Below are 26,444 nucleotides of genomic sequence, written 5' to 3' on the forward strand. Positions count from 1 at the left end.
CCAAGGAAATGTCCGAAGCTTTCCAGCCCAATCTTGATTTTACGGCCGTCGCCGAGGTCGAGGATCGCGAGGCCTTCGTCGTCGATCTGGACGGGTATGAGGGGCCGCTGCACGTGCTGCTGGCATTGGCGCGAAACCAAAAGGTCGATCTGCTGAAGCTGTCGATCACGCAGTTGGCGGAACAGTATCTGGCCTTCGTGCATGAGGCGCGGCGGCGGAATTTCGCCCTGGCGGCGGATTACCTCGTGATGGCCTCGTGGCTGGCCTATCTGAAGTCGCGGCTGCTGTTGCCGCGCACCGAGAAAGACAAGGGCGAGGAGCCGCCGGCTGAGGAGATGGCCGCCGCCCTGGCCTTCCGCCTGCAGAAGCTGGAAGCCATGCGCCGCTCGGTCGAACAGCTGATGGCGAGGCCCCAGTTGAAGCGCGACGTCTTCACGCGCGGCGACCCCGAGGCGACGGTGATCGTGCCGTCCGACCGGATCGACGCCAGCCTGTACGAACTGATGAGCGCCTATGTGGTGCAGCGTCGGCGCGAGGAGGCGCGGCGCTATGCGCCCGGCCAGCGGGTCGAGGCCTTTGCGCTGGAGGCCGCGCGCGATTGGTTGCGCGAGATCATGCCGAAACTGGCCGACTGGACCCCGCTGGACCAGGTGGCGCCGCATCGTGAAGGCGAGGAAGGCCCCAGCCAGGCCAGCTTTACGGCCTCGACCCTGTCGGCCAGTCTGGAGCTGGTGAAGGAGGGGGCGATGGACATTCGACAGACGCAGGCGTTCGCCGAGCTGTTCCTGAAGCGGCGCGGGCAGGGGCAGCCGCTGGAGCTGACGCCGTGATGGTTTCTCTCACTCTGTCCGTCATCCTAGGGCTTGTCCCTAGGATCCGAACTCCGGGTGTCTGGCATGGGCGCACCCTCGGAAAAACCGGGAGTCTGGATCCTCGCCACGAGGGCGAGGATGACGGTCATATGGCGGGGAGAATTCATGTCTGACCTCGCCTTCCAACCCGACGAGGCCGAGATCGAGCGGCGGGTCGAGGCCTTGTTGTTCGCCGCCGCCGGGCCGCTGACGGCCGCCGAGATCGCCGCGCGCCTGCCCGAGAACTGCAACGTCGCGCGCGCCATATCGGGCCTGCGCGCCCGCTATGAGGGGCGGGGGGTGGAGCTGGAGTGCGTCGCCGACCGCTGGCGGTTCCGCACCGCGCCGGACCTGGCCTTCATGATGACGCAGGAGCGCGAGGAGCCGCGTCGCCTGTCCAAGGCCGCGCTGGAAACCCTGGCCATCATCGCCTACCACCAGCCTGTCACCCGCGCCGAGATCGAGAGCGTGCGCGGCGTGACCATCTCCAAGGGCACGCTGGACCTACTGCTGGAGATGGGGTTCGTGCGCTTGCGGGGACGCCGGCGCACGCCTGGGCGGCCCGTCACCTATGCCACCACGGACAAATTCCTGGAACATTTCGGCCTGGCGACCCTGTACGACCTGCCGGGCGTTCAGGAGATGAAGGCCGCGGGCCTCTTGGACCTGTCGCTGCCCGTGGGCTTCGAGGTGCCGGACCCGAGCCGCGCCTCCGAGGCCGACGACGAGGACGGCAGTCTGCCCATCGACGACGACGCGCCCGAGTTCGCCCAGGATTTCGTCGGCGAGACACGCTGACGTTACGTCACGTTCACGCCGTCTTAGTCAGCGCCGTCTAAGCCAGACTGCATGAGTGGCGTGGTGTTCAAATCGGGTTGGCGAGCGTGGAGCACGTTCAGGATTGCGGTGATCCTGATGCTTTTGTCCATCATCGGCATGGTCGGTGTGCTGACCACGGTCAGCCGGGGAATCGACGCTCACCAGGCGCGCAAGGAAGAGGCGCTGGTGCAGTTGCGCCTGACGCGCGCGCTGGAGATGGTAGAGGAAAACCTGACCACGGCCTCGATCTGGGACGAGGCGGTCGATCATATGACGACGGGCGACGTGGCCTGGTACGATCGCAACTTCGGCGCCTTCTACGCCGCCCAGCACAAGCATCGCTTCACCCTGGGCTATGACGCCACAGGCCGCCTGTTCCGCATCAGCAAAGACGGTCGGCCGGCGATGACGGAGCAGGGTGGAGTATTCGGGCGTGCAGCCCAGCCGCTGATCGATGGATTGCGTCAGGACGCCTCGGGGCGAGATCGCTCGGTGACGGCGGATGCAGGGGTTCGCCTCAAGGCCGCTTTCGTGCGCGTCGGCGACGACATCCATGTCCTGGGCGCCTCGACTGTCGTTCGACATACGGCGTCGGGCGCGACGCCGGTGTCTGATCCCGTCGTCGCGTCGTTCAAGCCCTTTCTGGCGGAGTTGGATCCGCTTCGGACGCGACTGGCGCTGACCGATGTGCATTTCCAGCCGGGCGACGCCGTGCCGCCTCAGGGCATGACCGGGGTCGATGTGCGAGACGCCGGCGGCGGTCTGCTGGGCCGCGTCGTCTGGGCCCCGGAACGGCCGGGCTATCAGATCCTGACCCGCGCGGGCCCCCTGTTGTTGCTGCTGTTCGTCGTGCTGATCATCGGGACCGCGTCCCTGTTCTGGAACACGACCGCCGATGTGCGCCGTCTGAAGGCGTCCGAAGTCGCCCTGTCGGCGGCGCTGGAGCGGGCGGAGGCGGCGAACCAGGCCAAGACCCGCTTCCTGTCGAACGTCAGCCACGAACTGCGCACGCCGCTGAACGGCGTCCTGGGCATGGCCGAAGTGATCGGGGCGGACCTGGTCACGCCCCAGCAGCGCGAGCGGCTGGAAATCCTGAAGGCGTCGGGACGTCAGCAACTGCGGCTGGTGGAGGAATTATTGGACGTGGTGCGGTTGCGTGACGGGGCGGTGACGCTGGAGACACGGCCGTTCCGGCCTGACAACCTGCTGCAACGTGTCGCCAACGACTTCCGCGGCGCGGCCGAGGCCAAGGGACTGAAGATCGGCGTCGAGGCCGCCGAAGGCGAATGGCTGGGCGATCCGGTCCATGTCGAGAAACTGATGGCGGCGCTGAGCGACAACGCCGTGCGCTTCACCAAAACGGGGCAGGTCACCCTTCGGGCCGTCGCCGGCGATCAACTGGTGTTGGAGGTCCAGGACACCGGCCCCGGCATGGAGCCCGCCGAGGCGACGCGTCTGTTCGAGGCCTTCACCCAAGGCGACGACAGCAGCACCCGCACCGCCGACGGCCTCGGCCTGGGACTGACGGCGGCGCATGGTTTGGCGGCGTTGATGGGCGGCAAGATCGAGGTCTTGACCGAACCCGGCGTCGGCAGCACCTTCCGCGTCGCCCTGCCTTTGCAGGCGGTGGTTTAGGCCGTCAGCAGACGCGGCAGTTTGAAGGTCACGGTCTCGCGCGCGCCGCCGTCCTCGGTCACCGTGGCGTCGAACCGCGCGCGGATGGCGTCGACCAGGGCCTCGATCAGCGGCTCGGGCGCAGAGGCGCCGGCGGTGACGCCGACCGTCTGGACCCCGTCGAACCAGGACCAGTCCACCTGGGACGCATCGTCCACCAGATAGGAAGCGCCGGCGCCGGCGCGCATCGCCACCTCGACCAGCCGCACCGAGTTGGACGAGTTCTTGGACCCGACCACCAGCACCAGCTCGCAGCCCTCGCCCAGCACCTTGACCGCATCCTGGCGGTTGGTGGTGGCGTAGCAGATGTCTTCCTTGTGCGGGTCGGGCAGTTCGGGGAAGCGGCGCTTCAGCACCTTCAGGATGCCCGCCGTATCATCGACCGACAAGGTGGTCTGGGTTGCATAGGCCAGGGGGGCGTCGCCGGGGCGTTCGAACGATTCGGCGTCGGCTTCGGTCTCGACCAGGCTGATGGCGTCATCGGGCAGTTGGCCCATGGTGCCGATCACCTCGGGGTGGCCCGCATGGCCGATTAGGATGATGTGCTTGCCGGCGGCGTGGTGGCGCTCGGCCTCGACATGGACCTTGGACACCAGGGGGCAGGTCGCGTCCAGGAAGACCAGTTCGCGCGCCCGGGCGGTGGCGGGCACCGACTTGGGCACCCCGTGGGCCGAGAAGACGACGGGCCGGTCGTCGGGGCATTCGTCCAATTCCTTGACGAAGACGGCGCCCATGACCTTCAGCCGCTCGACGACATGGCGGTTATGGACGATCTCGTGGCGCACATAGACGGGGGCGCCGAACTTCTCGATGGCGCGTTCGACGATCTGGATCGCCCGGTCCACCCCCGCGCAAAAGCCGCGCGGCGTCGCCAGCCGAACCGAAATCGGGCGAAGCGGAGCAGCGGGGGGAGGAACATGGGCATTCATGGCCGTGAACCTAGTCGTTTGCGGCCCTGATCGCCATCTGACCCGCGTCGCGACGGGCGAGATTCTGTCGCTGCGAACAGCGGCGCATCGTCACGGCTTGTCCGCAGGCGGCGAAAGTCGAGGCTCTACAACGGTTTAGAGCGTGATCACGACGCCTTGACCTATGGGCCGCTCACGATTAGTTTCCGCGCCGAATTCAGACCCGTCCGGACGTCGTTCGGCGCTGAGCATTTCAGGCATGTCCCCAATGACGGAATCGCGCGAAGAGGCGATCAAACGCCTCAACGAAAGCGCATCCTCGCTGGAGACGCGCACCGCTCAGCAGGAGCATGCGCATCTGGCCGCCCAGAAGGTGACCAGTGAGGCCTACAAGATCATCGCCGATCTGATCGGCGGCGTTCTGGTGGGGCTGGGGTTGGGTTTTCTTGCGGATCGGTTCCTTGGAACCACCCCGTGGGGCATCATCGGCGGAATCCTTTTGGGTTTCGCACTATCGATTTACATGGCGCGTCGCACGGCTAACCGGCTGATGGCGCAGGCGAAGGCGGCGGGGGTCGAGGCGAAGCCTATCCCGTTCGAAGAAGCCGACGAAGACGAGGACCGATAAGGCCCATGGCCGATCCGATTCATCAGTTTAAAGTCACGCCCCTTCAGGGCTTGGACTTCGGTACGGTCAACCTGCCGCTCGTGGGCGAGACCAGCCTTGCCTTCACCAATTCGCATATGGCGATGACGATCGCCTTCGTGCTGGTCGTCGGCTTCCTGACCCTGGTCACGTCGAACGCAAAGATCGTTCCTGGCCGCCTTCAGGCGACGGGCGAGCAATTGTTCGGTTTGATCGACGGCGTCACCGACTCGATCATCGGTCATGAGGGTCGCAAATATTTCCCGTTCATCCTGACCATCTTCATGCTGGTCCTGGGTATGAACCTGTTGGGTCTGTTCCTGACCTTTACGGCGACGTCCCAACTGGCGGTCACCGCGACCTTCGCCCTGATCACCATACTGCTGGTCATCGGCATCGGCTTCGCCAAGCATGGCCTGGGCTTCTTCAAGTTGTTCGCCCCGTCGGGCATTCCGCTGGCGGTCATGTTCTTGGTCGTGCCGATCGAGTTCGTCTCGTTCCTGCTGCGTCCGATCACCCTCGCCCTTCGTCTGTTCGGCAACATGCTGGGCGGCCACATCGCGCTGAAGATCTTCGCCGGCTTTGTCGTGTCGATGGGCGGCCTCGCCGCCGCCGGCGGTCTGGGCCTGCTGGGCCTGCCGGTCGCCGCCCTGTCGCTGGGTATGGTGGTCGGATTGACTGCGCTGGAGTTCCTCGTGGCCTTCCTTCAGGCCTTCGTTTTCGCCGTTCTGGCCAGCATCTATCTCAACGATGTGGTCAACCTGGGTCATGGCCACTAAGGCCGCGACCCAGTCCTGAAAAACCAACCAACCTAAAGACGGAATAGGAAATCATCATGGAAGCTGAATCCTTCAAATACTTCGGTATCGGCCTGGCCACCCTGGGCATGCTCGGCTCGGCCATCGGCGTGGGCAACATCTTCGGCAACTTCCTGGCGGGCGCCCTGCGCAACCCGTCGGCTGCCGCCGGCCAAGTCGGCAACCTGTTCGTCGGCGCCGCTCTGGTCGAAGCCCTGGGCATCCTGTCCTTCGTTCTGGGCATCCTGGCCTGGTTGGGCTGATCGCCTGATACTGCTACCGGCGGCGGCGCGGCCTGATGGTCCGCGCCGCCGCGACTGTTTTCACGACGGATGAACATGGCCGCCCACTCCTCAGCATCGCCGCCGGTCCTTTCGGTGGAAGAAGCCGCCGACGTCGCGGTTCAAACCGGACATATGCCCGAGAACACGGCCCACGCCGTTTCCGAGCATGAAGCCGGAGGTTTGCCGCAGTTCGAGACCCAGCACTGGGTCGGGCAGATCGCCTATCTGCTGCTCCTGTTCTTCGTCCTTTACCTCCTGGTCGCCAAGGTCTTCGCCCCGCGTATGCGCAAGGTGATGGACGAGCGCGCCGACACGATTTCCACGGCCGTCGCGACGGCCCGTCAAGTTCAGGCCGAAGCCGCCGAGCAGGCCGCAGTTGCTCAGGCCGAAGTCGCCAAGGCCCGCGCCGACGCACGCGCCACCGCAGCCGCAGCCAAGGCTCGGGTGACCGAAGAGGCCAATGCCCGCCAGGCCGCTGAAGAAGCGGTCGTGAATGCTCGCATCGCCGAAGCGGAAACCTCCATCGGCAAGACTCGCGACGCGGCCATGGCCAACGTCACCACTATCGCCCACGACGCAGCGACCGCCATGGTCGAGCGTCTGACCGGCAAGGCGCCGAGCACTGCCGACGTCGCCGCCGCGCTCAAGGGAGCCGCTTGATATGCCCGCCTTCCTCGAATTCGGCCATTTCTACAGCCTTTCCAACCCGGAGCTGTGGGTCGGCGTCGGCCTGCTGATCTTCCTGGGCATCCTGGTCGCCGCCGGCGTGCCCAAGATCGCCGCCAAGGCCCTGGACGCCAAGGCCGCCAAGATTCAGGCGGACCTGGACGAGGCCGCTCGCCTGCGCGCCGAGGCCGAGGCCCTGCTGGCCCAGATCCGCAAGGAGAAGGCCGAGGCCGAAGCTCAGGCCGCCGAGATGATGGCGCAGGCGGAAGCCGACGCCCGTCGTCTTGAGATCGAGACCAAGGCCAAGCTGGAAGAGACACTGGCCCGTCGCCAGAAGATGGCCGAGACCCGCATCGCTCAGGCCGAAGCTCAGGCCTCGGCCGAGGTGAAGGCCGCCGCCGCAGACCTGGCCGCCAGAACCGCCGAACAGATCCTGACCGCCCGCATCGCCAGCGGCGCCAAGGATCCGCTGCTGGACAGCGCCATCGCCCAGATAGGCGATCGCCTGAACTGATCGGCGTGACGCTGAATGAAACAAGGCCCCCGACGTCGCCGTCGGGGGCCTTTTTCTTGGATCGTCTATGGTGAAGTCAGTGCGCGTGGGCGCCGCCGACGTAGACACCGCCCATACGCTTCTCGCGCGCCACCAGCCGGGCATAGACATTGCCCAGCACGATGCCGAACACGGCGTGGGTGACCAACAGCCAGGCGATGGTGCCAAAGCCGGAACCCGCCGTGAAGGTCCGGTAGTTTCCGAACATCACGATGGCCGCCATCATCACCAGCCAGGCGCCGACGGCAAAGACGATGCCTTTCGTCTCCGACGTGTCGGTCGGCAAGCGCGGGCACAGGATCCCGAACAAGGGTCCCAGGATGAAGACCCCGCTGATGGCATGGATAACCCATCCTACAGCAAGGTTGCCCGGCATGCCGATCATACCGGCGATGACCCCCTGGAAGGGATCAAACCAGTTGAGGAACATATTCGGGACTTCGAGCAGAGACGCAGCGATGGTCGCGGCAACACCCGCAATCATGCCCTTTTTTACGCGTGACATCATGACCTTAGCGCCTCCCAACGCATGAGTGGTTCTCTGATAACGCGCAGACAGGATACGCCTGACTGGGGAGATTGGTGTTCACGTTCCTGTGGTTAGCGGTTGCAGCAACGCAACCGCGAGATGGTCTCTAACTAGCGGAAAAGCTTGCGGAAATACCGTCGCACCTGCTTGCGGCCGCGCGAAAGGTGACGACCGGACCGCTTGGTCACGACCTTTTCGGCCCGCAGCGCCTGTTGCCAGAAAACCGGCGCGAACTCCGGCTTTTTCCGCATGAGTCTCCGGAACGGATAGATCCATTTCGGGCGGGCGTATTGGGCGCGGATGAACTGACGCTTGGCCCAGAACGAGCTCTTCAGGATCAGCATCAGGCCCACGGCGATGACCGGAATCCCGCCGGGACCCGGCAGGGGGGCGATCAGAATCCCCAGCAGCACCACGAACAGGCCGCCGATCATCAGCGCCCAGCGTTTCACCAGACGCAGCGTGCGGCTGCGCGGTTTCGAAGGCTGTGCGAGGAGAACGGAGAGGGAGGTCACGGATACGCCAGATGGGGAGGGGAGGCCGTCATGACAACGGTCGCCACCGCCGCCCGATCCCTCGTCGGGAAAGGAAAAGGCGACCGTGACGACCTTGCCACAACCCTTTTAAGGTCCTGCGTCGATGGCGGATCGGTGTCCGGCGAATGAAGCTTTGGTCATGATCCGCTGCAGGCCGCTGACCGTGGCCGCTGCGACACGGCCTCAGCCGTAATGGACGCCGGTTAGTCGTTCGGATTCGGTCCAGAGCCTGCGGGCCACGTCTGCGTCCTGAGCCTGAGGCTTGATCTCGGCAGGGCCGGGCGGTCCCTTCATTTCCATCATGCGTCGGGGGCCGTAATAGCCGCCGCCCTTTACGGCGGGCCAGGTGGCGGCCAACAGCGTCGGCAGGGCGCCGTCCGCGCCGGAATGGCTGATGAAGGGCTGAAGCAGCCGCCCTGCCGCCATCATCAACCCACCGGCGCCCGACTGGGCCGGACCATTGGCGATCAGGTCGGTCCGGGCGAAGCCGGGGTGGGCCGCCGCGCTGGTCAGGTTCCAGCCCTGAGCCTGGCTGCGCCGGTCCAGTTCGATGGCGAACATCAGCATGGCCAGTTTGGACTGTTGATAGACCGGCCACGGCTTGTAGGCCGTCTTTTCATAGTTGAGGTCGTCCAGCAGAATCCGGCCGCCGCGATGGGCCATGCTGGACATTTGGACGACGCGCGCCCCTTCTTGTCTGGAAGGGCCTTGGGTCAGCAGGGGCAGCAGGCGGCCCGTCAGGGCGAAATGCGACAGGTAGTTGGTGCCGAACTGCATCTCGAACCCATCGGCCGTGGTCTGCCGTGTCGGCAGGGCCATGACCCCGGCGTTGTTGATCAGGATGTCGATCGGCCGTCCCGCCGTCAGCTGGCGATCAGCGAAGGCGGCCACGCACGCCAGGTCACCCAGGTCCAGCAGGTCGAATCGCACATCGGCGCCGGGATGGCGCGCGCGGATCAGCCGTTCGGCCTCGGCCCCCTTGGTCGGATTGCGAGCCGCCAGCACCACCTCGGCCCCCTTTTCGGCCAGCACCAGGGCGGTTTCCAGGCCCAGACCGCCGGTCGCGCCGGTGATGATGACCAGCTTGCCGCTCTGGTCGGGAATATCGGCTGTGGTCCAGGTCGTCATTTCGCTATCCTATCGCAGAAAGATGTTGTCTCGAAGGGTTCCGGCTTGCATATCTGCATCCGGTGCAAATATGCAAGAAGTGCAAGAAAAGATTTCCGTCAACGATCAAGGCCTGCGTGAACGCAAACGGCTGGAGACGCATGCCCGTATCCAGGCCGAGGGCATGCGCCTGTTCCTCGACAAGGGGTTCGAGGCGACGACCCTGGACGAGGTGGCGCAGGCGGCGGATGTGTCGCGCCGAACCCTGCTGAACTATTTCGGGTCGAAGGAGGAGATCGTGTTCTCGGCCAAGGCGGGATTTCCGCAGATGGTCGCGGACGCCATCGCGGCACGGCCGGCAGACGAGCCATTGCTGGATATGGTGGAGAACGCTTTCGTCGATCTGGCGCAGCAGCCCCAGTCCGAGGAGACCAAGGCGGTGGCCATCCTGATCCATGGCACACCCTCGCTGAGGGCGGGCGACCAGGCGAAATACGAACAGGTTGAGCGGCTGCTGGCCGAAGCCCTGGCGGCGCGCAAGGGCCTGGCGTCCGACGACATCGCCTGCCGCGTCGTCGCCGGGACGGCGGTCAGCATCATGAAGCTGTCGCTGGACGCGTGGCTGGCCAATCCCGACGCACCGCCCGAGACGTTCGGACGCGCGGCCTTCGCGGCGCTGAGACGGGCGGCGGGTTAGAGATCGCTGTTTAACCGCCGTCATCCTCGCCCTTGTGGCGAGGATCCAGACTGCCGATGCGTCCGCAGTGAGCGCGCTCGTCGAAACCGGGAGTCTGGATCCTAGGGACAAGCCCTAGGATGACGGGGCTTATATTTACGCCGCCTGGTTCGACCCTGCTGGAGCCGACCAGCGCAGGACCGGCGAGCGGGCGGCGCGGGTTTCGTCCAGTCGCTTCAGCGGCGCATGGAAGGGGGCGCCCTTGAAGCGGTCGACGTCGCCAGCCTTCGCTGCCTCGGCCAGCAAGCGCATGGCGTGGATGAAGCGGTCCAGTTCGGCCTTGGACTCGGTCTCCGTCGGTTCGATCAGCATGGCGCCGTGGACGACCAGCGGGAAATACATGGTCATCGGGTGGAAGCCCTCGTCGATCATCGCCTTGGCGAAGTCGAGCGTGGTGATGTCCGTGCCCTTCAGCCATTCGTCGTCGAACAGGGCCTCGTGCATGCAGGGGCCGTCGGGGAAGGCCGCCGACATCAGGTCCGACAGGCGGGCCTTGATGTAGTTGGCGTTCAGGACGGCGTCCTCCGCCACCTGACGCAGGCCGTCGGCGCCGTGCGACATCATGTAGGACAGGGCGCGCACATACATGCCCATCTGGCCCTGGAAGGCGCACAGGCGACCGAAGGCCTGAACGGCCTCGTCCTCCTCGCGCTCGACCAGGCGATAGCCGTTGTCGTCATGCACGACCCAAGGGGCCGGGGCGAAGGGCGCCAAGGCTTCGGACAGCACCACCGGACCCGCGCCCGGACCGCCGCCGCCGTGCGGCGTCGAGAAGGTCTTGTGCAGGTTGATGTGCATCGCATCGACGCCCAGGTCGCCGGGGCGGACCCGGCCGACGATGGCGTTGAAGTTGGCGCCGTCGCAGTAGAAGTAGGCGCCGGCCTCGTGCGTCAGGCGGCTGATCTCCAGGATGTCGCGCTCGAACAGGCCGCAGGTGTTGGGGTTGGTCACCATGATGGCGGCGACGTCGTCACCCAGCTTGTCGGCCAGATCGGCGACGTCCACGCGGCCGTCCTCGGTCTGGGCGACCTCTACGACGGTATAGCCGACGAAGGCGGCCGTGGCCGGGTTGGTGCCGTGGGCGCTGGTGGGCACCAGCACCTTGCGGCGCTTCTCATGCTGACCCGAGGCCTCGTGGGCGGCGCGGATGGCCATCAGGCCACACAGTTCGCCGTGCGCGCCCGCCTTGGGCGACAGGGCGACGGCGGGCATGCCGGTCAGGGTCTTCAGCCAGTGGGCCAGCGTGTCCATCAGCTCCAGCGCGCCCTGCACCGTCGAGATCGGTTGCAGCGGGTGGATGTCGGAGAAGCCGGCTAGGCGCGCCATCTTCTCGTTCAGGCGCGGGTTGTGCTTCATCGTGCATGAGCCCAGCGGATAGATGGCCAGGTCGATGGCGTGGTTCTTTTGGCTGAGACGCACATAGTGGCGCATGGTTTCCGGCTCGGACAGGCCGGGCAGGCCGATCGGATCCTTGCGGACCAGGTCGCCCAGGTCGGAACCGTCGGTCTTGGGTTCCGGCAGATCGACGCCGGTCTTGCCCCAGCCTTCGCCCTCGAAGATCAGGGCCTCGTCCTGCAACAGGCCGCGGCCGCCGGTCAGGGTGGCGGGCCTGGAAGTCACGGCGTTCGGGGCGGTCGGGCGGCCGACGGTGTTCATGGTGCTCATGGTCGTTATCCCTTACGCGCCGAGGACTTTGGAGAGCGACTTGGCGAGGATCTGGATGTCGTGATCCAGCGTCGTCTCGGTCGCGGCGACCAGCAGGACATCGTCCATGCCGGCGTCGGGGGCCAGGCGGCTATAGGGCACGCCGGCCAGGATGTGGTGACCGGCCAAGGCGTCCACGACCTCGGCCGCGTTCCTGGGCAGGCGCACCGCGAACTCGTTGAAGAAGCGCGAAGTCAGGATTTCCACGCCGGGGATGGCGGCCAAGGCGTCGCGCGTGGCCACGGCCTTCTCGTGGTTGAGCAGGGCCAGTTTGCGCAGGCCCGTCTCGCCCAGCAGGCTCATGTGGATGGTGAAGGCCAGGGTGCAGAGGCCCGAGTTGGTGCAGATGTTCGACGTGGCCTTGTCGCGACGGATATGCTGCTCGCGCGTGGACAGGGTCAGGACGAAGCCGCGCTCGCCGTCGGCGTCCACGGTCTCGCCGGTCAGGCGGCCCGGCATCTGGCGGATCAGCTTCTCGCGCGTGGCGAACAGGCCGACGTAAGGACCGCCGAAGTTCAGGGCGTTGCCGATCGACTGGCCCTCGGCTGCGACGATGTCGGCGCCCATCTCGCCGGGCGATTTCAGCAGGCCCATCGACACGGCTTCCGTCACCACGACGATCAGCAGGGCGCCGGCGGCGTGGGCGGCCTCGGCGATCCTGGTCACGTCGGTGGCGGTGCCGAAGACGTTGGGGGTCTGGACGACGACGCAGGCCGTGTCGGGACCGATCTGGTCGATCACGGCGGCTTCGGCATCGACAGCGGCGGGCAGGGCCAGGGTCTCGACGCCGACGGCGTGGACCACGGTCTCGGTCGCCTTGACGTAGTGCGGGTGGACGCCGCCCGAGATCACCGCCTTGTTGCGGCGGGTCACGCGGGTCGCCATCAGCACGCCCTCGGCCATGGCGGTCGAGCCGTCATAGAGGGAGGCGTTGGCCACCGGCATGCCGGTCAGGTTGGCGACCTGGGTCTGGAACTCGTACAGATATTGCAGCGTGCCTTGCGCGATTTCCGGCTGATAGGGGGTGTAGCTGGTCAGGAATTCCGAGCGCTGGATCACGTGATCCACCGTCGCCGGGACGTGGTGCTTGTAGGCCCCTGCGCCGCAGAAGAAGGGCACGGCGCCGGCCGAGGCGTTCTTGGCCGCCATGGCCGAGAGGGCGCGTTCGACCTCCAACTCGCCCGCCACGCGCGGCAGGTCCACGGGGCCGTCCAGCCGCGCCGACTGGGGCACGTCCACGAACAGGTCGTCGATCGATTTCGCGCCGATGGCGGCGAGCATCGCCGTGCGGTCGTCGGGCGTCAGGGGGAGGTAGCGCATCAGACGGATTTTCCGAAGAGGAGGTCAGATAATCTTGAGAACAGCGAAGAGGACTGTTGGTGCTTGCGGACGGGCAATACCTTCCGCTGGGCCGCCGGTTCTTGCTGTTCGGCGTTCGGCGAAAGTTCAGCTAGCGCGGCGTACAACTGCTCTGGACCTTTGATGGTATCGGGGCCCAGAATATTCATGTCCGCAACCCGCACTTCGCCATCGCTGGCATGGGTTCGTAGCGCGACGGGATTGAACAGATCGCCGATGATGAAGGCGCTCGTCCGGTCGGCGATACGATAGAGGGCTTCGGCCACGGTATCGGTAAGCACCGGATACTCCGCCAGCATGCCGTCGCTCAGGTCCTCGCCGAACAGGTAAAGGACCGCGCCGTCCGTAAGACGCAGCTCCGCTTCCACGCCCGTCCATTCTGCACCCGCCTCGGCGAGCGCCGCCTGCACCAGCTGGCCTAAACCGGGCTGGGACGGCGTCGTCGTCGAGTTGCGGAAGAAGACGGTGAACACTGGCGCTTACAGGCTGGCGAGGAAGGCGTCGTAGGCGGCCTGGTCCATCAGGGCGTCCAGTTGCGAGGCGTCCGAGACCTTGATCCTGGCGAACCAGCCGTCGGCCTCGGCGGCCGAGTTGACGGTTTCCGGGGCGGTCGACAGGGCGTCGTTGGCCTCGACCACTTCGCCCGAGACGGGGGCGTAGACGTCGGAGGCGGCCTTGACGCTCTCGACCACGGCGAAGCTGTCGCCCTTGGCGACGGTCTTGCCGACCTCAGGCACCTCGACGAACACCACGTCGCCCAAGGCGTCGGCGGCGTGTTTGGAGATGCCGACGGTGGCGATGTCGCCGTCCAGGCTGACCCACTCGTGATCCTTGGTGAACTTCATCTGTCTGTCCTCAATGAAGCCGGCCGGAGCAGGCTGTGTTGTCTCTAACTCGTCATCCTAGGCCTTGTGCCTAAGATCCAGACTCCCGGTGTCGGAAGCCGTGATCCGACGGCGGGCGTCGGTGTTTCTGGACCCTAGGCACAAGGCCTAGGGTGACGGAAGGAGAGGGCGTTACGCCTTCGGCTTCCGGTAATAGCGTTGCGCCACGAAGGGCATGGCGACGACTTCGGCGGCGGCGGTCTTGCCGCGCACGATGACCTTCAGGTCCGCGCCCAGCTCGGAAAAAGCGGGAGGCACGAAGCCCATGGCGATATTCTTGCCCAGGGTTGGGGAGGGGCCGCCCGAGCTGATCTTGCCGATGACGTTTCCATCCATGTCGGCGATCTCGGCGCCTTCGCGGGCCGGGGCGCCTTCCTTGACGATCAGGCCGATGCGGACGCGCGAGGGGCTGTCGGCCAATTCGTGCATGATCCGCTCGGCGCCGTTGAAGTCGGCGCGTTCCTTGCGCGACTTGGACAGGGCGAAGGTCAGGGCGCCTTCGACCGGCGAGGTGGTCGGGTCGATGTCGTGGCCGTGCAGCGGCAGGCCGGCTTCCAGACGCAAGCTGTCGCGGGCGCCCAGGCCGATCGGCTTGACGCGGGCGTCTTCCAGAATGGTGTTCCAGATGCGCTCGGCCTGGTCGGCCGGGACCGAAATCTCATAGCCGTCTTCGCCGGTGTAGCCCGAGCGTGAGACATAGCAGTCGGCGCCGAACAGCATCAGGCGGGCGCATTCCATGAAGCCCATCTCGGCCAGGATCGGCTCGTGCGCGGCCATGACCTCGGCGGCTTCCGGGCCCTGAATGGCGATCAGGGCGCGGTCCAGAACCGTCAGCTTGGCGTCGCCTTCAAGGTTCGCCTCCCAGAAGGCGAAGTCCTCGTCCTTGTTGCCGGCGTTGACGACGACGAACAGCCCGTCATGGTCGGGACGGCCGGCCATCAGGTCGTCGATGATGCCGCCGTCCTTGTTCAGCAGCAGCGAATATTTCTGCTTGCCGGCCTTCAGGATTTCATAGTCGCCGGGCACGAAACGTTCGAACTGGGCGGTGGCGTCCGCGCCGGTGATTTTGCACTGGCCCATGTGCGACACGTCGAACAGGCCGGCGTGTTCGCGGGTCCAGCGGTGCTCGGCCAGAACGCCTTCATACTGGACCGGCATGTCATAGCCGCCGAAACCCACCATGCGGGCCCCCAGCGCGCGGTGCGCGGCGTTCAGAGCGGTCGTCTTCAGGGTCTGGTCGGTCATGGTTCAGGCTTTCACGGTCGCGTGTTGTGGCGGAGCTCCGCCGTCCTCGCGCCCCCGCTGTCCTGAAGCCTGAGAGATTCCGGCGACCAAATCATGTCGCCTTGCTCCGTCGGCGCGCCCATCGAGAGCGACTTTCCAGCGTCCGTATGCTGTCGCGGTCCGTTTGCCTGAGCGTTTCCGGGGCGGTTGCGCCTTCGGCGTCGAGGCCTGTTTCCAGACTCCGAACTCTCCCGCGAGAGCGCTCGACCTAAGGCATCGACTCTGGCCCCAAGTCAAGCGGTCGGGGAACAAGGATGCGTGGGGCGGGTTGTCGTTAAGAACCCTCTTTCGAAACCCAGGAATTCCAAAATGTCGATTATAGACAAGCTGTTCGGCGACAACGACAAGCCGCGTGACACTCCCGCCAAGGCCGACGGCCCGATGCAGATGGTGCTGGACGAACTGGCGTCTCTTGGCGGCAAGCCGATCGAGACCCTGTCGCCGGCCGAAGCGCGCCAGCAGCCGACCCCGACCGACGCCGTCCATTCCCTGCTGCGAAAGGCCGGAAAGGATCCGAAGGCCGACGACCTGGGCGTCAAGATCACCGACATCTCCATTCCCGGCGCCGGCGGCCCAATCCAGGCCCGTATCTACAAGCCGCATGACCATTCCGAGAACAAGCTGCACCCGGTCGTGGTCTATTTCCACGGCGGCGGCTTCGTGATCGCCGATCTGGACGTCTATGACGGCGGCCCGCGCGGCGTGTCCAAAATGGCCGACGTGATCGTGGTCTCGGTCCATTATCGCCAGGCGCCGGAGCATCAGTTCCCCGCCGCCCACGACGACGCCCTGGCCGCCTATCGCTGGGTGCTGGACAACGCCCAGAGCTTCAACGGCGACCCGCAGAAGGTGGCGGTCATGGGCGAGAGCGCCGGCGGCAACCTGGCCATCGGCGTGTCGATGATGGCGCGCGACGCCGGTCTGCCGGCGCCCAAGCATCAGGTACTGGTCTATCCGGTCGCGGGGGTGGACATGGACAATGAGTCCTATGTCGAGAACGCCGACGCCAAGCCGCTGAACAAGCCGATGATGCAGTGGTTCGTGAAGCACATCTTCGCCAATGAAGCCGACGCTCAGGATTCTCGCATCAACATCGTCGAGAAGGCGAACCTGGCCGGCCTGCCGTCCTCGACCGTCATCTGCGCCGAGATCGATCCGCTGCGCACCGAGGGCGAACTGCTGGCCGAGAAGCTGGAACAGGCGGGCGTCGATGTGCGCCACAAGACATTCCACGGCTCGACGCACGAGTTCTTCGGCATGGCGATGGTGCTGCCGGATGCGATGGCGGCCCAGACCTTCGCCGCGCATGAACTGAAGCGGGCGTTCGGAACGGCGATCCTGCCGATCTGATGAAATGAGTCCTTCTCCCGTTGGGAGAAGGTAGCCCGCAGGGCCGGATGAGGGGCGGGTCGTGGGCCAGTTCGCACCGCCCGACCCTCACCCTTTCGCCTTACGGATCGCCTGCGGCTCTCCGAGGCTCAAGCCCTCTCCCACCGGGAGAGGGTTTCTGTCTTGCCGTTGCGCGTCCCGCCCTCCAAGAACGGGCAAAGCCTAGAACCGGATCGACAGCATGACCCGCACAAGCCTCGACGCCCATATCGCCGACCTGGATGCGCCGGAGGGTCTGAAGACGGTCCTGACCGTCGTCGCCGCCACCTGCGCCGACATCAGCGACGTGGTCGCCGGCGGCGCTCTCGCCGGGGCGCTGGGCGCCTCAGGGCAGATCAACGTTCAGGACGAGGAGCAGAAGAAGCTCGATGTCATGACCAACGACATGCTCACCGACGCCCTGCTGGCCAGCCCCGTCGTCGCCGGCGTCGCGTCGGAAGAGATGGACGAGGTCCAGCCGGCCACCAATCCTGGGGGCGAATATCTGGTGCTGTTCGACCCGCTGGACGGCTCGTCCAACATCGACATCAACGCCCCCGTCGGCACCATCGTCTCGGTGTTGAAGTCCGCGACCGCGACCCCGGCCGAGGCCGACTTCCTCCAGCCGGGCCGCAATCAGGTCGCCGCCGTCTATGCCGTATACGGCCCGCAGACCATGCTGGTGCTGACGACCGGCACAGGCGTGAAGGGGTTCACCCTGTCGAACGAGGGCGACTGGATCCTGACCCACGACGACATCGCCATTTCGCCGGACACCAGGGAGTTCGCCATCAACATGTCGAACCTGCGCCACTGGTCCGAGCCGGTGCAGACCTATGTCGGCGACCTGCTGAAGGGCGAGGACGGTCCGCGCGGCAAAAACTTCAACATGCGCTGGGTCGCCGCCATGGTCGCGGACGTGCACCGTATTCTGATGCGTGGCGGGGTCTTCCTCTATCCGTGGGACAAACGCGAGCCGAACAAACCGGGCAAGCTGCGTCTGATGTATGAGGGCAATCCGATGGCCTTTCTGGTCGAACAGGCCGGGGGCAAGGCGACGACGGACGGCGTGCAGCCGATCCTGGATGTGCAGCCCGAGCATCTGCACCAGCGCATCCCGGTCGCGCTCGGCTCGGCCAACGAGATCGACGCCTACGCGGGCGTGTGATGCAGATCGCGGCGACAGACGCCTTTCTGGTCATCGACCCGCAGAACGATTTCTGCGAGGGCGGTTCTCTGGCGGTCGAGGGCGGAGCGAGGATCATGCCGCTGATCAATCGGCTGGCGGAACGGTTCGACCGGGTGATCGTGACGCAGGATTGGCACACGCCGGACCAGATTTCGTTCGCCTCCAACCACCCCGGCGCGGCGCCCTTCACCGAGATCGAGGTCGCCTATGGCCGCCAGATGCTGTGGCCGGATCATTGCATTCAGGGCGCGCTCGGCGCCGATTTCCAGCCCGACGTTGCCCCTACGGTTCGCAAGGCCCTGGCCGTGATCCGCAAAGGTTATAATCCGGCGGTAGACAGCTATTCCGGCTTCTTCGAGAACGATCAAAAGACGCCGACGGGCCTGGTCGGCCTGTTGCGCGAACTGGGCGTGAGCCGTGTCTTCCTGGCAGGGCTGGCCTTCGACTACTGCGTCCGCTTCACCGCTGAGGACGCGGTGCGTGAAGGCTTCGACGCCGTGGTGATCGCCGACGCCAGTCGCGCCATCGCCCCGCAGACCGAGGCGGCGGCACGGGACAGTTTTCGGGCGCTGGGGGTGGTGGAGATCGAGGCCGGTGAACTGCTGGGCTGACTCCTTCTTTCGTCATCCTCCGGCAAGCCGCGCCTTCGCGGCGCAGAGCGGGGGACCCAGCGGCGCCGAAGGCGAAATCCATCCACCGCACGGCCGTAGGACATTAGGCTCGTGACAGGTTCGCGCTCGCGCGCGCCGCTGGGTCCCCCGGTCTCGCTACGCTCGCCGGAGGATGACGAAAGGGGTCAGTTCGCCTTCGCGTACGCCTCCACCTCCGCGATCCGCGCCGCCTTCTCCGCATCGCCCAGGAACGATCCTTCGAAGCTGTTGCGCGCCAGCAGCGTCACCTGCTCGCGCGTCAGGCCGACCGCCGCCGCCAGTCGGCTGTAGTTGTCGTTCACGTAGCCGCCGAAATAGGACGGGTCGTCCGAGTTCAGGGTGACGTGGAGGCCCCGGCGCAGCATCTCGGGCACCGGGTGGTCCTTCAGGTCGTCAACGACGCACAGCTTCAGGTTCGACAGCGGGCAGACGGTCAGGGTCATCTGCTCGCGCGCCAGCCGCTCGACCAAGGCCTCGTCCTCCATCGAGCGATTGCCGTGGTCCATACGGTCGATGTTCAGCAGGTCCAGCGCCTCATGCACATAAGCGGGCGGACCCTCCTCGCCGGCGTGTGCGCACAGTTTCAGGCCCAGGTCGCGGGCTGCGGCGAAGACGCGCTGGAATTTGGACGGCGGATGACCGACCTCCGACGAATCCAGTCCCACGCCGATGAAATGATGCAGATAGGGCTTGGCCGCCTCCAGGGTCGCGAAGGCCTCGTCTTCGGTCAGGTGACGCAGGAAGCTGAGGATCAGACCGGAGGACACGCCCAGTTCGGCCTTGGCCCGGTCCATGCCCGCGATCAGCCCCTCGACCACCACGCCGAACGGCACGCCCCGGTCGGTATGGGTCTGGGGGTCGAAGAAGATCTCGGCGTGACGCACATTGTCGGCGGCGGCGCGCTGGAAATAGGCGAAGGCCAGATCCTCGAAATCCCGGCGCGTCAGCAGCACGGCGGCGCCCGCGTAATAGATGTCGAGGAAGTCCTGCAGGTTCGAGAAATCATAGGCCGCCCGAACGGCCTCGACGCTGTCATAGGGGATGGCGACGCCGTTGCGCTGCGCCAGTTCGAACATCAGTTCGGGTTCGAGGCTGCCCTCGATGTGCAGGTGCAGTTCGGCCTTGGGCAGGCCGGCGATATAGGTGTCGAGCGACATGGGCGATCTCCGGGAGGACATCGCCCAGTCTAACCTACATCCGCTCCGGGTTGTCGATCCCCAGCAGGTTCAGGGCGATTTCCAGTTGGCTCAATGCGGCCGCCGACAGGGCCAGCCGCGAGCGTTTGGTCGCCTCGTCCGGCGCGACCAACACCGGGCAGGCGGCGTAGAATTTCGAGAAGGACTGCGCCACGCGATAGGCGTGCTCGGCCACCAGGTGCGGCATCCGCTTGTCGTAGGCGTCGGACACGGCGGTGTTGAAGGCGTCCAGCGTCAGGGCCAGGTCGCGCTCGGCCGGTTCGGCGATGACGATGGCGCCGGGCGTCAGTCCCTGTTCGGCGCCCTTGCGCAGCAGCGATTTGATCCGGACCGACTGGTACAGCAGATACGGCCCGGTCTTGCCCTCGAAGCTCATGAACCGGTCGAGGTCGAAGACGTAGCTGGTGGTGCGCGCGTTCGACAGGTCCGCGAACTTCAGGGCGGCGATGGCCACCTTGTGGGCGATGGCCTCGAACTCGGCAGGGGTCAGGTCATCGCCCAGCTTGGCCTCGTGCAGACGCTCGCGCGCCTTGTCCGTCGCCTGGTCGATCAGGTCGCGCAGCTTCAGAACACCGCCCGCGCGGGTCTTGAAGGGCTTGCCGTCCTGACCGTTCATGGTGCCGAAGCCGAGATGCTCCAGCGCGCCCTGTTCGGCATAGCCGGCTAAATAGGCGGCGCGGAACACCTGTTCGAAATGTTCGGCCTGCCGCTCGTCGACGACATACAGGGCCAGGTCGGGCGACAGAGCCTTCTTGCGGTCCAGGATCGTGGCCAGGTCGGTGGTGCCGTACATGGCCGAACCTTCCGAGCTGATCACCAGCAGGGGCGGGGGCGAGGGGGCCTCGACCACCGAACCGTCGGCCAGCTTCTTCTTGCGGGTCTCGCCGGGCCTGGCGACGTGGACCACCTGGGCGCCGTCGTCCTCGACCAGCAGGCCGGTCGCCTTCAGGTGCGCCAGCATTTCGGGCATCTGCGGATCGGCGTCGCTCTCGCCGTTCCACAGGTCGAAATCGACCGACAGGTCGCCGTATTCACGCTTCAGCGCCTCGCGGCTGACCGCCACGAAATGCGACCACAGGGCGCGATAGCCGGGACGACCGTTCTGCAGCTCGGCCGTCGCCTTGCGGGCGCGGTCGCGGAAGGCCGGGTCTTCCTTGGCCTTGCCGGCGGCCAGCGGATACAGCCGGTCCAGGTCGGCCAGGGTCACGGGACTGTCGGCCGGGAAGGGGCCGTCGCCCTCGGCCATGAAACCTTCGGCCAGGCCTTCGTCGCCGCAGGCGACGATCAGCAGCCCCATCTGGAAGCCCCAGTCGCCGAAATGGGCGTCGCCGGTGACGTGATCGCCGCGGAAACGGAACAGCCGTTTCAGGCTCTCGCCGATGATGGCGCTGCGCAGGTGACCGACGTGCATCGGCTTGGCCACGTTCGGACCGCCGAAATCGATCACCACCTTGCGCGGATCGGCGACGACAGCGGTGCCCGCGTGCTCGGCGTCGGCCGCGACCTCGGCGGCGCGTTCGGACAGAAGCGCGTCAGAGAGCTTCAGATTGATGAAACCCGGTCCCGCCACCTCGACCGAGGTGAAGCGCGGATCGGCTGTCAGGCGGTCCGCGATCTTTGTCGCCAGTTCGCGCGGATTGGCTTTCAGCGCCTTGGCGGCGGCCAGGGCCCCGTTCGACTGGAAGTCGGCCAAATCAGGACGGTCGGACGGCGTGACGCGGGCCAGGGCCGCATCCACGCCTTCGGCGGCGAAGGCGGCGGCGACCGCTTCGCTGAGGACGGTCTTCAGATCAGCCATTTATTCGCTCGGTGCGGCGGCAGGGGCAGGCGCGGCCGGCGTCGCGCCGGCGTTGACGCGGAAGCGGCTGCCCGAGCGGTTGAACTCTGCCATTTCCGGCGTTACGTCGAAACCGACCAGGATCTCGAAGTTGCCGCCGCTGGTGTCCACGCCGGCGCGCGGGATGACGATGGTGCGTTCCTCGGTGACCGAGGCGGTGCGCTGGCCTTCGAAGTTCACCGGCAGGTCGAAATATTCCTTGGACAGGATGGCGTTGTTCCGCTCCGTCACGGCGATCCAGTAGCGATAGGTGCGCTGGTCGCTGGTCGCCTGAGGCCCGCGGCCCAGTTGGAACAGCATGCCGATGTCGACGCGAATCGGATCGGCCTCGCGATATTCGCAGTCCGAGGTGATGCCTTCGATCTCGCCGGTGTAGCCGACGTTGGAAATGGCGGCGCGACCGCCCTCCAGCTCGACGTAGCGGGCGGCGTCGTAGAGGATTTTCACATAGGGGCAGGGGCCGGCATTGGCGCGGCGACGCAAGGGGGCGATGCGCGGCGCGCGGCTGGGAGCTGCCTCTTCGCCCGAGGCCTGCTGGCCTTGTCCCCCACGGTCGCGGGGCGAGGTCTGGGCCTCGGCGGCGACCGGCAGGGCGGAGGCCGCAATCGAGAGGGCGGCCAGGGCGGTGAACACGCGACGCATCAGCTTATTTTTCCGACAGCGAGAGAGGGCGCACGATGATCGGCGGCCGATCATCAACGCTCGCCGCTGATAGCGGCTAAAGCGAGGCGCGGCAAACGCTTGCTGGCCGCTTAACGCTCCATGACCAGACAGGTCGAGGTGGCGGTGGCGTACAGCTTGCCATCTGTCCCACGCAGATCGGCCTCGGCGAAGGCGGCGCGGCGGCCGGCCTGGACGATCCGCCCCTCGGCGCGAACGGGCGTGCCTGCTGTCAGCGCCTTGTGAAAGACGGTCTTCAGCTCAAGCGTCGTATAGGTCTGACCTGGCCGCAGCGTCGAATGGACGACGCAGCCGCAGGCCGAATCCAGCACGGTGGCGATCCAGCCGCCGTGGACACTGCCCAGCGGATTGTAGACGGCGGCGGTGGGGATGGCCTCGAAGACCACGCGGCCTTCCTCGACCTCGGTCAGTTCGAAGCCGACGGTGCGCGCGATCGGCGCGATGAAACCGCCGGTCAGGCCGAGGCGAAGCTGCTCGACCCCGGACAGGGCGGCGATATCGAGGGTGTCGGTCATGCAAACGGCTCCGGTCAGGTCCGTTTACAATAAAGACGGACGCTGCCGTGGCAAGCGTCCGCTGTTTCGTCTTACAGGCCGGGCAGCTTGAAACCGCCGCTGCGGCGCGGCTGGATCGTGATGGCCTGCTGGCCGCCGGTCAGGGCTTGTAGACGCGCGGCCTCGGTCGTGGCGTCGATGGTCTTCTGGCCCTCGGCGGTCTGACGCGTGGTGGGGGCTTGGGTCGAGGCGTCGTCCTTGCGCCAGAACATCAGGCGGTTGGCGAAGCTCTCGTCCTTGTGCGCCAGATCGCCGAACTCGTCGTCGATGACATAGCGGGCCAGGGGATCGGCCTGTTCGCCGCCGGCCTGGGCCACCAGGACCTGCTCGCCCGGCGTGCGGGTGACGGCCTGGCGCTGACCCAGAAGGATCTGACGCGCGGCGCTTTCGGGAGCCAGTTCCTGCGGGCGCGGCTGGCCCGGCGCCGGCGGGCGCAGGCCGTACTCGGGCGGAATGCTGAGCGGGGCGGTGGAGACGGTGACGAACTCGTCTGGCACGACCTTGGTCAGGCCGATGCCTTGTTTCAGGCCGCCGCAGGCCGAGACGGCGAGGGCGGAGGAGGCGACGAGGGTCAGGACGGCGACACTGCGGATACGCATGGTTTCAGGCTCTGGTCGGCTGATGCAAGAAGCGCCGAAGGGGCGCAGTCGGCATAGTGAAGACGGGGTGATTACGACTTTTCGGGGGCTACGCCAACCTCGGAGCCTGATCGGCCGAGGCGGCGATCCCGCCGAGGCCGTGAATCAGGCTCGAAAAATGGAAAGCCCCTTCAGGCTTTCGCGGGCTTGTCGGAGATCAGGCTGTCCAGAATCAGCAGGACCACGCCGATGGTGATGGCGCTGTCGGCGACGTTGAACACCCAGGGGAAGACGCCCGTGCCCGAGAAGTCGATGAAGTCGACCACATAGCCGAAGCGGATCCGGTCGATCACATTGCCCAGCGCCCCGCCCATGACGAAACCGATGGCCGTGATCAGCAGGCGGCGGTTCGACTGGGTCGCCCACCAGGCCAGGCCTGCCGAGACGACGATGGAGAAGATCGCCAGGCCCCAGCGCGCCTCGCCGCCGCCGAACAGGCCGAAACTGACGCCGGTGTTCTCGACCCAGCTGAAGTTCAGGATGGGCGGCAGGACCGGGACGCGACCGATCTCGTGCAACATCAGGCCGTCGATGATCCAGGCCTTCGTCAGCTGGTCCAGCACGATGATGAGCAGCGCAAAGGCGTAGGCGGTCAGGGCGAGGCGAGAGATCTTCATGCGGCGGCGGTTAGCAGGAAGCGGCGCAGGGACGAAGCGGAAAACGGCGCGCTTCAGAACAGACTGCCCTGACCGGCCGCGGGCGGCTTTGGCTTGACGATCGGACGCGGCGACGCCGGGCGGGGTTCGCCGCCGTCGATGGTTGCGGGTTGAGACCCGTCGCCGAACACCAGCCGGACGGCCTGACCCGCCTCCAGCGCCCTGGCCGAAGTGATCCAGCCGCCGTCCGAATCCTCGACGCGGGCGAAGCCGGGCTTGGGTCGGCCGGGATCCAGCGTCGTCAGCGCCCGCGACAGGGCGGCCAGACGGTCGGCGTCCCGCTCCAGCCGACGCGGCATGACGCCGTCCAGCCGCACGCCGACCGCCGCAAGTCGGGCCTCGCGCTGATCCAGCCGCCGGTGCAGCGGTTCGGGTGACAGGCGGGCGGAGACCTGCAGCAGCCGCCGCTCGCCTCGCGCCACGCCGGCCTGAAGGGCCGCGCCCAGCCGGTCGCCGGCGCCCCGCAGCCGGTCCTGGCCCCGCTCGATCCGCGTTCGCAGCAGTGCCGGGCTCAGCTTGCCGCCCGTCACCGCCAGATGTCGTTCATGCAGGGCGACGTTGCGTTGCAGCCCCGACCCCAGACGGCTCGACACGTGATCCAGCCGCTGTTGCGCCAGGGCCAGCAGATCCTCCGGCCGCGCCGGAAGGCCGCGCGCCACGGCCCGCAGCCGCGTGCGTCGATCCTCGATCAGCCGACCACCGGCCTGGACCATGCGCCGGTCCATATCGGCGACGGCATATCTGAGGTCCGCCAGAACCGGCGTCGCCATCTCGGCTGCCCCGGTCGGGGTCGGCGCCCGCCGATCCGACACGAAGTCGATCAGGGTCGTATCTGTCTCGTGACCCACGGCCGAGATGATGGGGATGCGCGCCGCCGCCACCGTGCGCGCCAGGCCTTCGTCGTTGAAGCACCACAGGTCCTCGACCGACCCGCCGCCGCGCGCGACGATCAGCAGGTCCGGGCGTGGGATCGGCCCGTCCGGCGTCATCGCATCGAAGCCGCGAATGGCGTTTGAGACCTGACCGCAGGCCGATTCGCCCTGGACCACGACAGGCCAGACGATGACGCGGCACGGCCAGCGTTCGGCGATCCGGTGCAGCACGTCGCGGATCACCGCGCCCGTGGGGCTGGTGATCACGCCGATTACGGCGGGGAAGGCGGGCAGGGTCTTCTTGCGGCCCGGCTCGAACAGACCTTCCTCGCGCAGGCGAAGTTTCAGCCGCTCCAACTGGGCTAGGAGGGCGCCAGCCCCCGCCGCCTCCATGCTCTCGATCACGATCTGATACGACGACCGCGCCGGGTAGGAGGTGATCTTGCCGGTGACGATGACCTCCAGCCCGGCCTCGGGCTGGACGCCCAGGCCGCGCGCTGATCCCTTCCACACCACGCCGTCGATGGCGGACTTGTCGTCCTTCAGCGTCAAATAGATGTGGCCCGAGGCGTGGCGGTTGACCTTGGAGATCTCGCCCCTCAGCCGCACATGGCCGAACCGCTCCTCCAGCGTGCGCTTCAACGCAAAGGACAGCTCCGAGATCGACAGGGGCGGATTGTTGTCGCGCGGGGCAGGGGCCTCGGCCGGACCTTCGAACACATAGGAGTTGTCGCTCATCGAAGCATCTTAGCCTGCGTCGATCCGCGCGGGAACGCCGCGCGCGCCGCGCCGTTCGACTTTCATGGCCGCCGACCCACCAGACACCGACCCGTCCGACCAGGACCCGCATGAGCGCGACCTGTCGCGACGTGCGGCTGAGGGCGGGGCCATGAGCCCGTGGCTGATCGTCGGCTGCATCATTCTGCTGGGACTGGGCGTCTATGTCGTCTCGGCCCTGCTCTAGATCGTCAGGAAGTCCATGAACCGTCTCATTCCGCTCGCCGCCGTCCTCTGCCTAACCGGCTCCGTCGTCGCCTGTTCGGATCGCGACGACGATGTCGTCCAGGCGCCCGCGCCCGGCGCTGCGCCCGTCGCCCTGCCGGACCAACAGGCCGATGCGGCGGCATCGAACGCCGCCCTGGCCTTCAACATGACCCGCGAACAGCTCGAGGACGCGGACCTGTATTCGCGCGCCGATGTCAATCTGGGCGATGTCGAAACCCTGGTGCTGGACGCCTCAGGCGCCCTGACCCATCTGGTGGTCGAGCTGGAGGGACCGGGCGACATGAAGGTGCTGGTCCCCGTTGGCGACGTGGGGCCGATCGACCGCAACGGCGACAGGGATCTGGTCACCGACCTGACGCCGGGCCAGCTTCAGGCCCTGCCGGCCTGGACGCCGCCCGCACGCTGAATTCAGCGTTAAGTCTGACGGGTGCTTGACCGGCCGGCGACGGCCGGTCATTGCC

The 26,444-nt window shown here is 66.6% G+C and carries 30 protein-coding genes and 2 riboswitches; of the genes, 14 read left to right on the forward strand and 16 right to left on the reverse strand.

Going from position 1 to position 26,444, the window contains the following annotated elements; all coding sequences use genetic code 11:
* The first annotated feature begins 8 nt into the window (after positions 1-8).
* The 3 genes from ACZZZD_RS14635 (at position 9) to ACZZZD_RS14645 (ending at position 3,305) form a co-directional block, all read left to right on the forward strand.
* Positions 9-830, forward strand: a complete 822-nt coding sequence (locus tag ACZZZD_RS14635) for a segregation and condensation protein A (RefSeq protein WP_463435936.1) — start codon at positions 9-11, stop codon at positions 828-830.
* Positions 831-977: 147 nt separating this feature from the next.
* Positions 978-1,649 carry an SMC-Scp complex subunit ScpB gene (gene scpB, locus ACZZZD_RS14640; RefSeq protein ID WP_463435938.1) on the forward strand — a complete coding sequence of 224 codons (672 nt, stop codon included), beginning with the start codon at positions 978-980 and terminating at the stop codon, positions 1,647-1,649.
* Positions 1,650-1,766: 117 nt separating this feature from the next.
* Entirely contained in the window at positions 1,767-3,305 is a 1,539-nt protein-coding gene (locus ACZZZD_RS14645; protein WP_463435940.1) for a sensor histidine kinase, read from the forward strand.
* Here the strand turns inward: ACZZZD_RS14645 and ispH are convergent.
* Positions 3,302-4,273 (reverse strand): 4-hydroxy-3-methylbut-2-enyl diphosphate reductase, encoded by a 972-nt coding sequence (gene ispH / locus ACZZZD_RS14650; RefSeq protein ID WP_463435942.1) that lies wholly within the window; start codon positions 4,271-4,273, stop codon positions 3,302-3,304. The genes ACZZZD_RS14645 and ispH overlap by 4 nt on opposite strands.
* Before the next feature lie 163 nt (positions 4,274-4,436).
* On the opposite strand from ispH, the gene ACZZZD_RS14655 reads away from it, so the two are divergent.
* The 5 genes from ACZZZD_RS14655 to ACZZZD_RS14675 all read left to right on the forward strand — a co-directional run bounded on the left by ACZZZD_RS14655 (position 4,437) and on the right by ACZZZD_RS14675 (position 7,159).
* A complete protein-coding gene (locus tag ACZZZD_RS14655) occupies positions 4,437-4,880 on the forward strand; it encodes an AtpZ/AtpI family protein (RefSeq protein WP_463435944.1) in 444 nt (147 codons plus the stop codon).
* Between the two features lie 5 nt (positions 4,881-4,885).
* Complete coding sequence (locus ACZZZD_RS14660) at positions 4,886-5,677, forward strand: F0F1 ATP synthase subunit A (protein ID WP_463435945.1); 792 nt, start codon at positions 4,886-4,888, stop codon at positions 5,675-5,677.
* Positions 5,678-5,733: 56 nt separating this feature from the next.
* Positions 5,734-5,958, forward strand: a complete 225-nt coding sequence (locus tag ACZZZD_RS14665) for a F0F1 ATP synthase subunit C (protein ID WP_372693499.1) — start codon at positions 5,734-5,736, stop codon at positions 5,956-5,958.
* Positions 5,959-6,033: 75 nt separating this feature from the next.
* A complete protein-coding gene (locus ACZZZD_RS14670; protein ID WP_463435947.1) occupies positions 6,034-6,639 on the forward strand; it encodes a F0F1 ATP synthase subunit B family protein in 606 nt (201 codons plus the stop codon).
* Between the two features lies 1 nt (position 6,640).
* Positions 6,641-7,159, forward strand: a complete 519-nt coding sequence (locus ACZZZD_RS14675; RefSeq protein ID WP_463435948.1) for a F0F1 ATP synthase subunit B — start codon at positions 6,641-6,643, stop codon at positions 7,157-7,159.
* Between the two features lie 76 nt (positions 7,160-7,235).
* Here the strand turns inward: ACZZZD_RS14675 and ACZZZD_RS14680 are convergent, their stop codons facing one another.
* The 3 genes from ACZZZD_RS14680 to ACZZZD_RS14690 all read right to left on the reverse strand — a co-directional run bounded on the left by ACZZZD_RS14680 (position 7,236) and on the right by ACZZZD_RS14690 (position 9,391).
* Complete coding sequence (locus ACZZZD_RS14680; protein WP_463435950.1) at positions 7,236-7,706, reverse strand: DUF6789 family protein; 471 nt, start codon at positions 7,704-7,706, stop codon at positions 7,236-7,238.
* A 131-nt stretch (positions 7,707-7,837) separates the two neighbouring features.
* Positions 7,838-8,242 carry a hypothetical protein gene (locus tag ACZZZD_RS14685; protein ID WP_463435952.1) on the reverse strand — a complete coding sequence of 135 codons (405 nt, stop codon included), beginning with the start codon at positions 8,240-8,242 and terminating at the stop codon, positions 7,838-7,840.
* A gap of 204 nt (positions 8,243-8,446) precedes the next feature.
* Positions 8,447-9,391 (reverse strand): SDR family oxidoreductase, encoded by a 945-nt coding sequence (locus ACZZZD_RS14690; RefSeq protein WP_463435954.1) that lies wholly within the window; start codon positions 9,389-9,391, stop codon positions 8,447-8,449.
* Positions 9,392-9,461: 70 nt separating this feature from the next.
* On the opposite strand from ACZZZD_RS14690, the gene ACZZZD_RS14695 reads away from it, so the two are divergent.
* A complete protein-coding gene (locus ACZZZD_RS14695) occupies positions 9,462-10,067 on the forward strand; it encodes a TetR/AcrR family transcriptional regulator (RefSeq protein ID WP_463435956.1) in 606 nt (201 codons plus the stop codon).
* A gap of 135 nt (positions 10,068-10,202) precedes the next feature.
* On the opposite strand, the gene gcvPB is transcribed toward ACZZZD_RS14695, so the two are convergent.
* From gcvPB to gcvT, 5 genes are all read right to left on the reverse strand, one after another.
* Complete coding sequence (gene gcvPB, locus ACZZZD_RS14700) at positions 10,203-11,771, reverse strand: aminomethyl-transferring glycine dehydrogenase subunit GcvPB (RefSeq protein ID WP_463435958.1); 1,569 nt, start codon at positions 11,769-11,771, stop codon at positions 10,203-10,205.
* 12 nt (positions 11,772-11,783) lie between these two features.
* The gene (gcvPA, locus tag ACZZZD_RS14705) at positions 11,784-13,130 is read right to left on the reverse strand and encodes an aminomethyl-transferring glycine dehydrogenase subunit GcvPA (protein ID WP_463435960.1); all 1,347 of its coding nucleotides are present in this window, start codon (positions 13,128-13,130) and stop codon (positions 11,784-11,786) included.
* The gene (locus tag ACZZZD_RS14710; protein WP_463435962.1) at positions 13,130-13,642 is read right to left on the reverse strand and encodes a hypothetical protein; all 513 of its coding nucleotides are present in this window, start codon (positions 13,640-13,642) and stop codon (positions 13,130-13,132) included. Before ACZZZD_RS14710 ends, gcvPA begins: the two co-directional genes overlap by 1 nt.
* A 6-nt stretch (positions 13,643-13,648) precedes the next feature.
* Positions 13,649-14,014, reverse strand: coding sequence for a glycine cleavage system protein GcvH (gene gcvH / locus ACZZZD_RS14715; protein WP_463435963.1), 366 nt, complete (start codon positions 14,012-14,014; stop codon positions 13,649-13,651).
* Positions 14,015-14,185: 171 nt separating this feature from the next.
* Entirely contained in the window at positions 14,186-15,298 is a 1,113-nt protein-coding gene (gene gcvT / locus ACZZZD_RS14720) for a glycine cleavage system aminomethyltransferase GcvT (protein WP_463435965.1), read from the reverse strand.
* Positions 15,299-15,353: 55 nt separating this feature from the next.
* A riboswitch (glycine riboswitch) is annotated at positions 15,354-15,439 on the reverse strand.
* 4 nt (positions 15,440-15,443) lie between these two features.
* Positions 15,444-15,541: riboswitch (glycine riboswitch) on the reverse strand.
* A gap of 105 nt (positions 15,542-15,646) precedes the next feature.
* On the opposite strand from gcvT, the gene ACZZZD_RS14725 reads away from it, so the two are divergent.
* The 3 genes from ACZZZD_RS14725 to ACZZZD_RS14735 all read left to right on the forward strand — a co-directional run bounded on the left by ACZZZD_RS14725 (position 15,647) and on the right by ACZZZD_RS14735 (position 18,505).
* Entirely contained in the window at positions 15,647-16,687 is a 1,041-nt protein-coding gene (locus ACZZZD_RS14725) for an alpha/beta hydrolase (protein WP_463435966.1), read from the forward strand.
* 220 nt (positions 16,688-16,907) lie between these two features.
* The gene (locus ACZZZD_RS14730; protein ID WP_463435967.1) at positions 16,908-17,873 is read left to right on the forward strand and encodes a class 1 fructose-bisphosphatase; all 966 of its coding nucleotides are present in this window, start codon (positions 16,908-16,910) and stop codon (positions 17,871-17,873) included.
* A complete protein-coding gene (locus tag ACZZZD_RS14735) occupies positions 17,873-18,505 on the forward strand; it encodes a nicotinamidase (protein ID WP_463435969.1) in 633 nt (210 codons plus the stop codon). The genes ACZZZD_RS14730 and ACZZZD_RS14735 overlap by 1 nt, the downstream gene beginning before the upstream one ends.
* A gap of 185 nt (positions 18,506-18,690) precedes the next feature.
* On the opposite strand, the gene ACZZZD_RS14740 is transcribed toward ACZZZD_RS14735, so the two are convergent.
* The 7 genes from ACZZZD_RS14740 to xseA form a co-directional block, all read right to left on the reverse strand.
* Positions 18,691-19,722 carry an adenosine deaminase gene (locus ACZZZD_RS14740; protein ID WP_463435970.1) on the reverse strand — a complete coding sequence of 344 codons (1,032 nt, stop codon included), beginning with the start codon at positions 19,720-19,722 and terminating at the stop codon, positions 18,691-18,693.
* A 13-nt stretch (positions 19,723-19,735) separates the two neighbouring features.
* A complete protein-coding gene (gene argS / locus ACZZZD_RS14745) occupies positions 19,736-21,538 on the reverse strand; it encodes an arginine--tRNA ligase (protein ID WP_463435972.1) in 1,803 nt (600 codons plus the stop codon).
* Positions 21,539-22,219 (reverse strand): Tat pathway signal sequence domain protein, encoded by a 681-nt coding sequence (locus tag ACZZZD_RS14750; protein WP_463435974.1) that lies wholly within the window; start codon positions 22,217-22,219, stop codon positions 21,539-21,541.
* A gap of 110 nt (positions 22,220-22,329) precedes the next feature.
* Positions 22,330-22,773, reverse strand: coding sequence for a PaaI family thioesterase (locus ACZZZD_RS14755; protein ID WP_463435975.1), 444 nt, complete (start codon positions 22,771-22,773; stop codon positions 22,330-22,332).
* Between the two features lie 71 nt (positions 22,774-22,844).
* A complete protein-coding gene (locus ACZZZD_RS14760; protein WP_463435977.1) occupies positions 22,845-23,411 on the reverse strand; it encodes a DUF3035 domain-containing protein in 567 nt (188 codons plus the stop codon).
* A 170-nt stretch (positions 23,412-23,581) separates the two neighbouring features.
* A complete protein-coding gene (gene lspA, locus ACZZZD_RS14765) occupies positions 23,582-24,067 on the reverse strand; it encodes a signal peptidase II (protein WP_463435979.1) in 486 nt (161 codons plus the stop codon).
* 53 nt (positions 24,068-24,120) lie between these two features.
* Entirely contained in the window at positions 24,121-25,716 is a 1,596-nt protein-coding gene (gene xseA / locus ACZZZD_RS14770; RefSeq protein ID WP_463435981.1) for an exodeoxyribonuclease VII large subunit, read from the reverse strand.
* 64 nt (positions 25,717-25,780) lie between these two features.
* Between xseA and ACZZZD_RS14775 the strand changes: the two genes are divergently transcribed.
* Entirely contained in the window at positions 25,781-25,942 is a 162-nt protein-coding gene (locus tag ACZZZD_RS14775) for a hypothetical protein (RefSeq protein ID WP_463435983.1), read from the forward strand.
* A 15-nt stretch (positions 25,943-25,957) separates the two neighbouring features.
* Positions 25,958-26,389 carry a hypothetical protein gene (locus ACZZZD_RS14780; RefSeq protein ID WP_463435985.1) on the forward strand — a complete coding sequence of 144 codons (432 nt, stop codon included), beginning with the start codon at positions 25,958-25,960 and terminating at the stop codon, positions 26,387-26,389.
* The last annotated feature ends 55 nt before the right edge of the window (positions 26,390-26,444 follow it).

The sequence above is a fragment of the Brevundimonas sp. AC546 genome, from assembly GCF_979258305.1.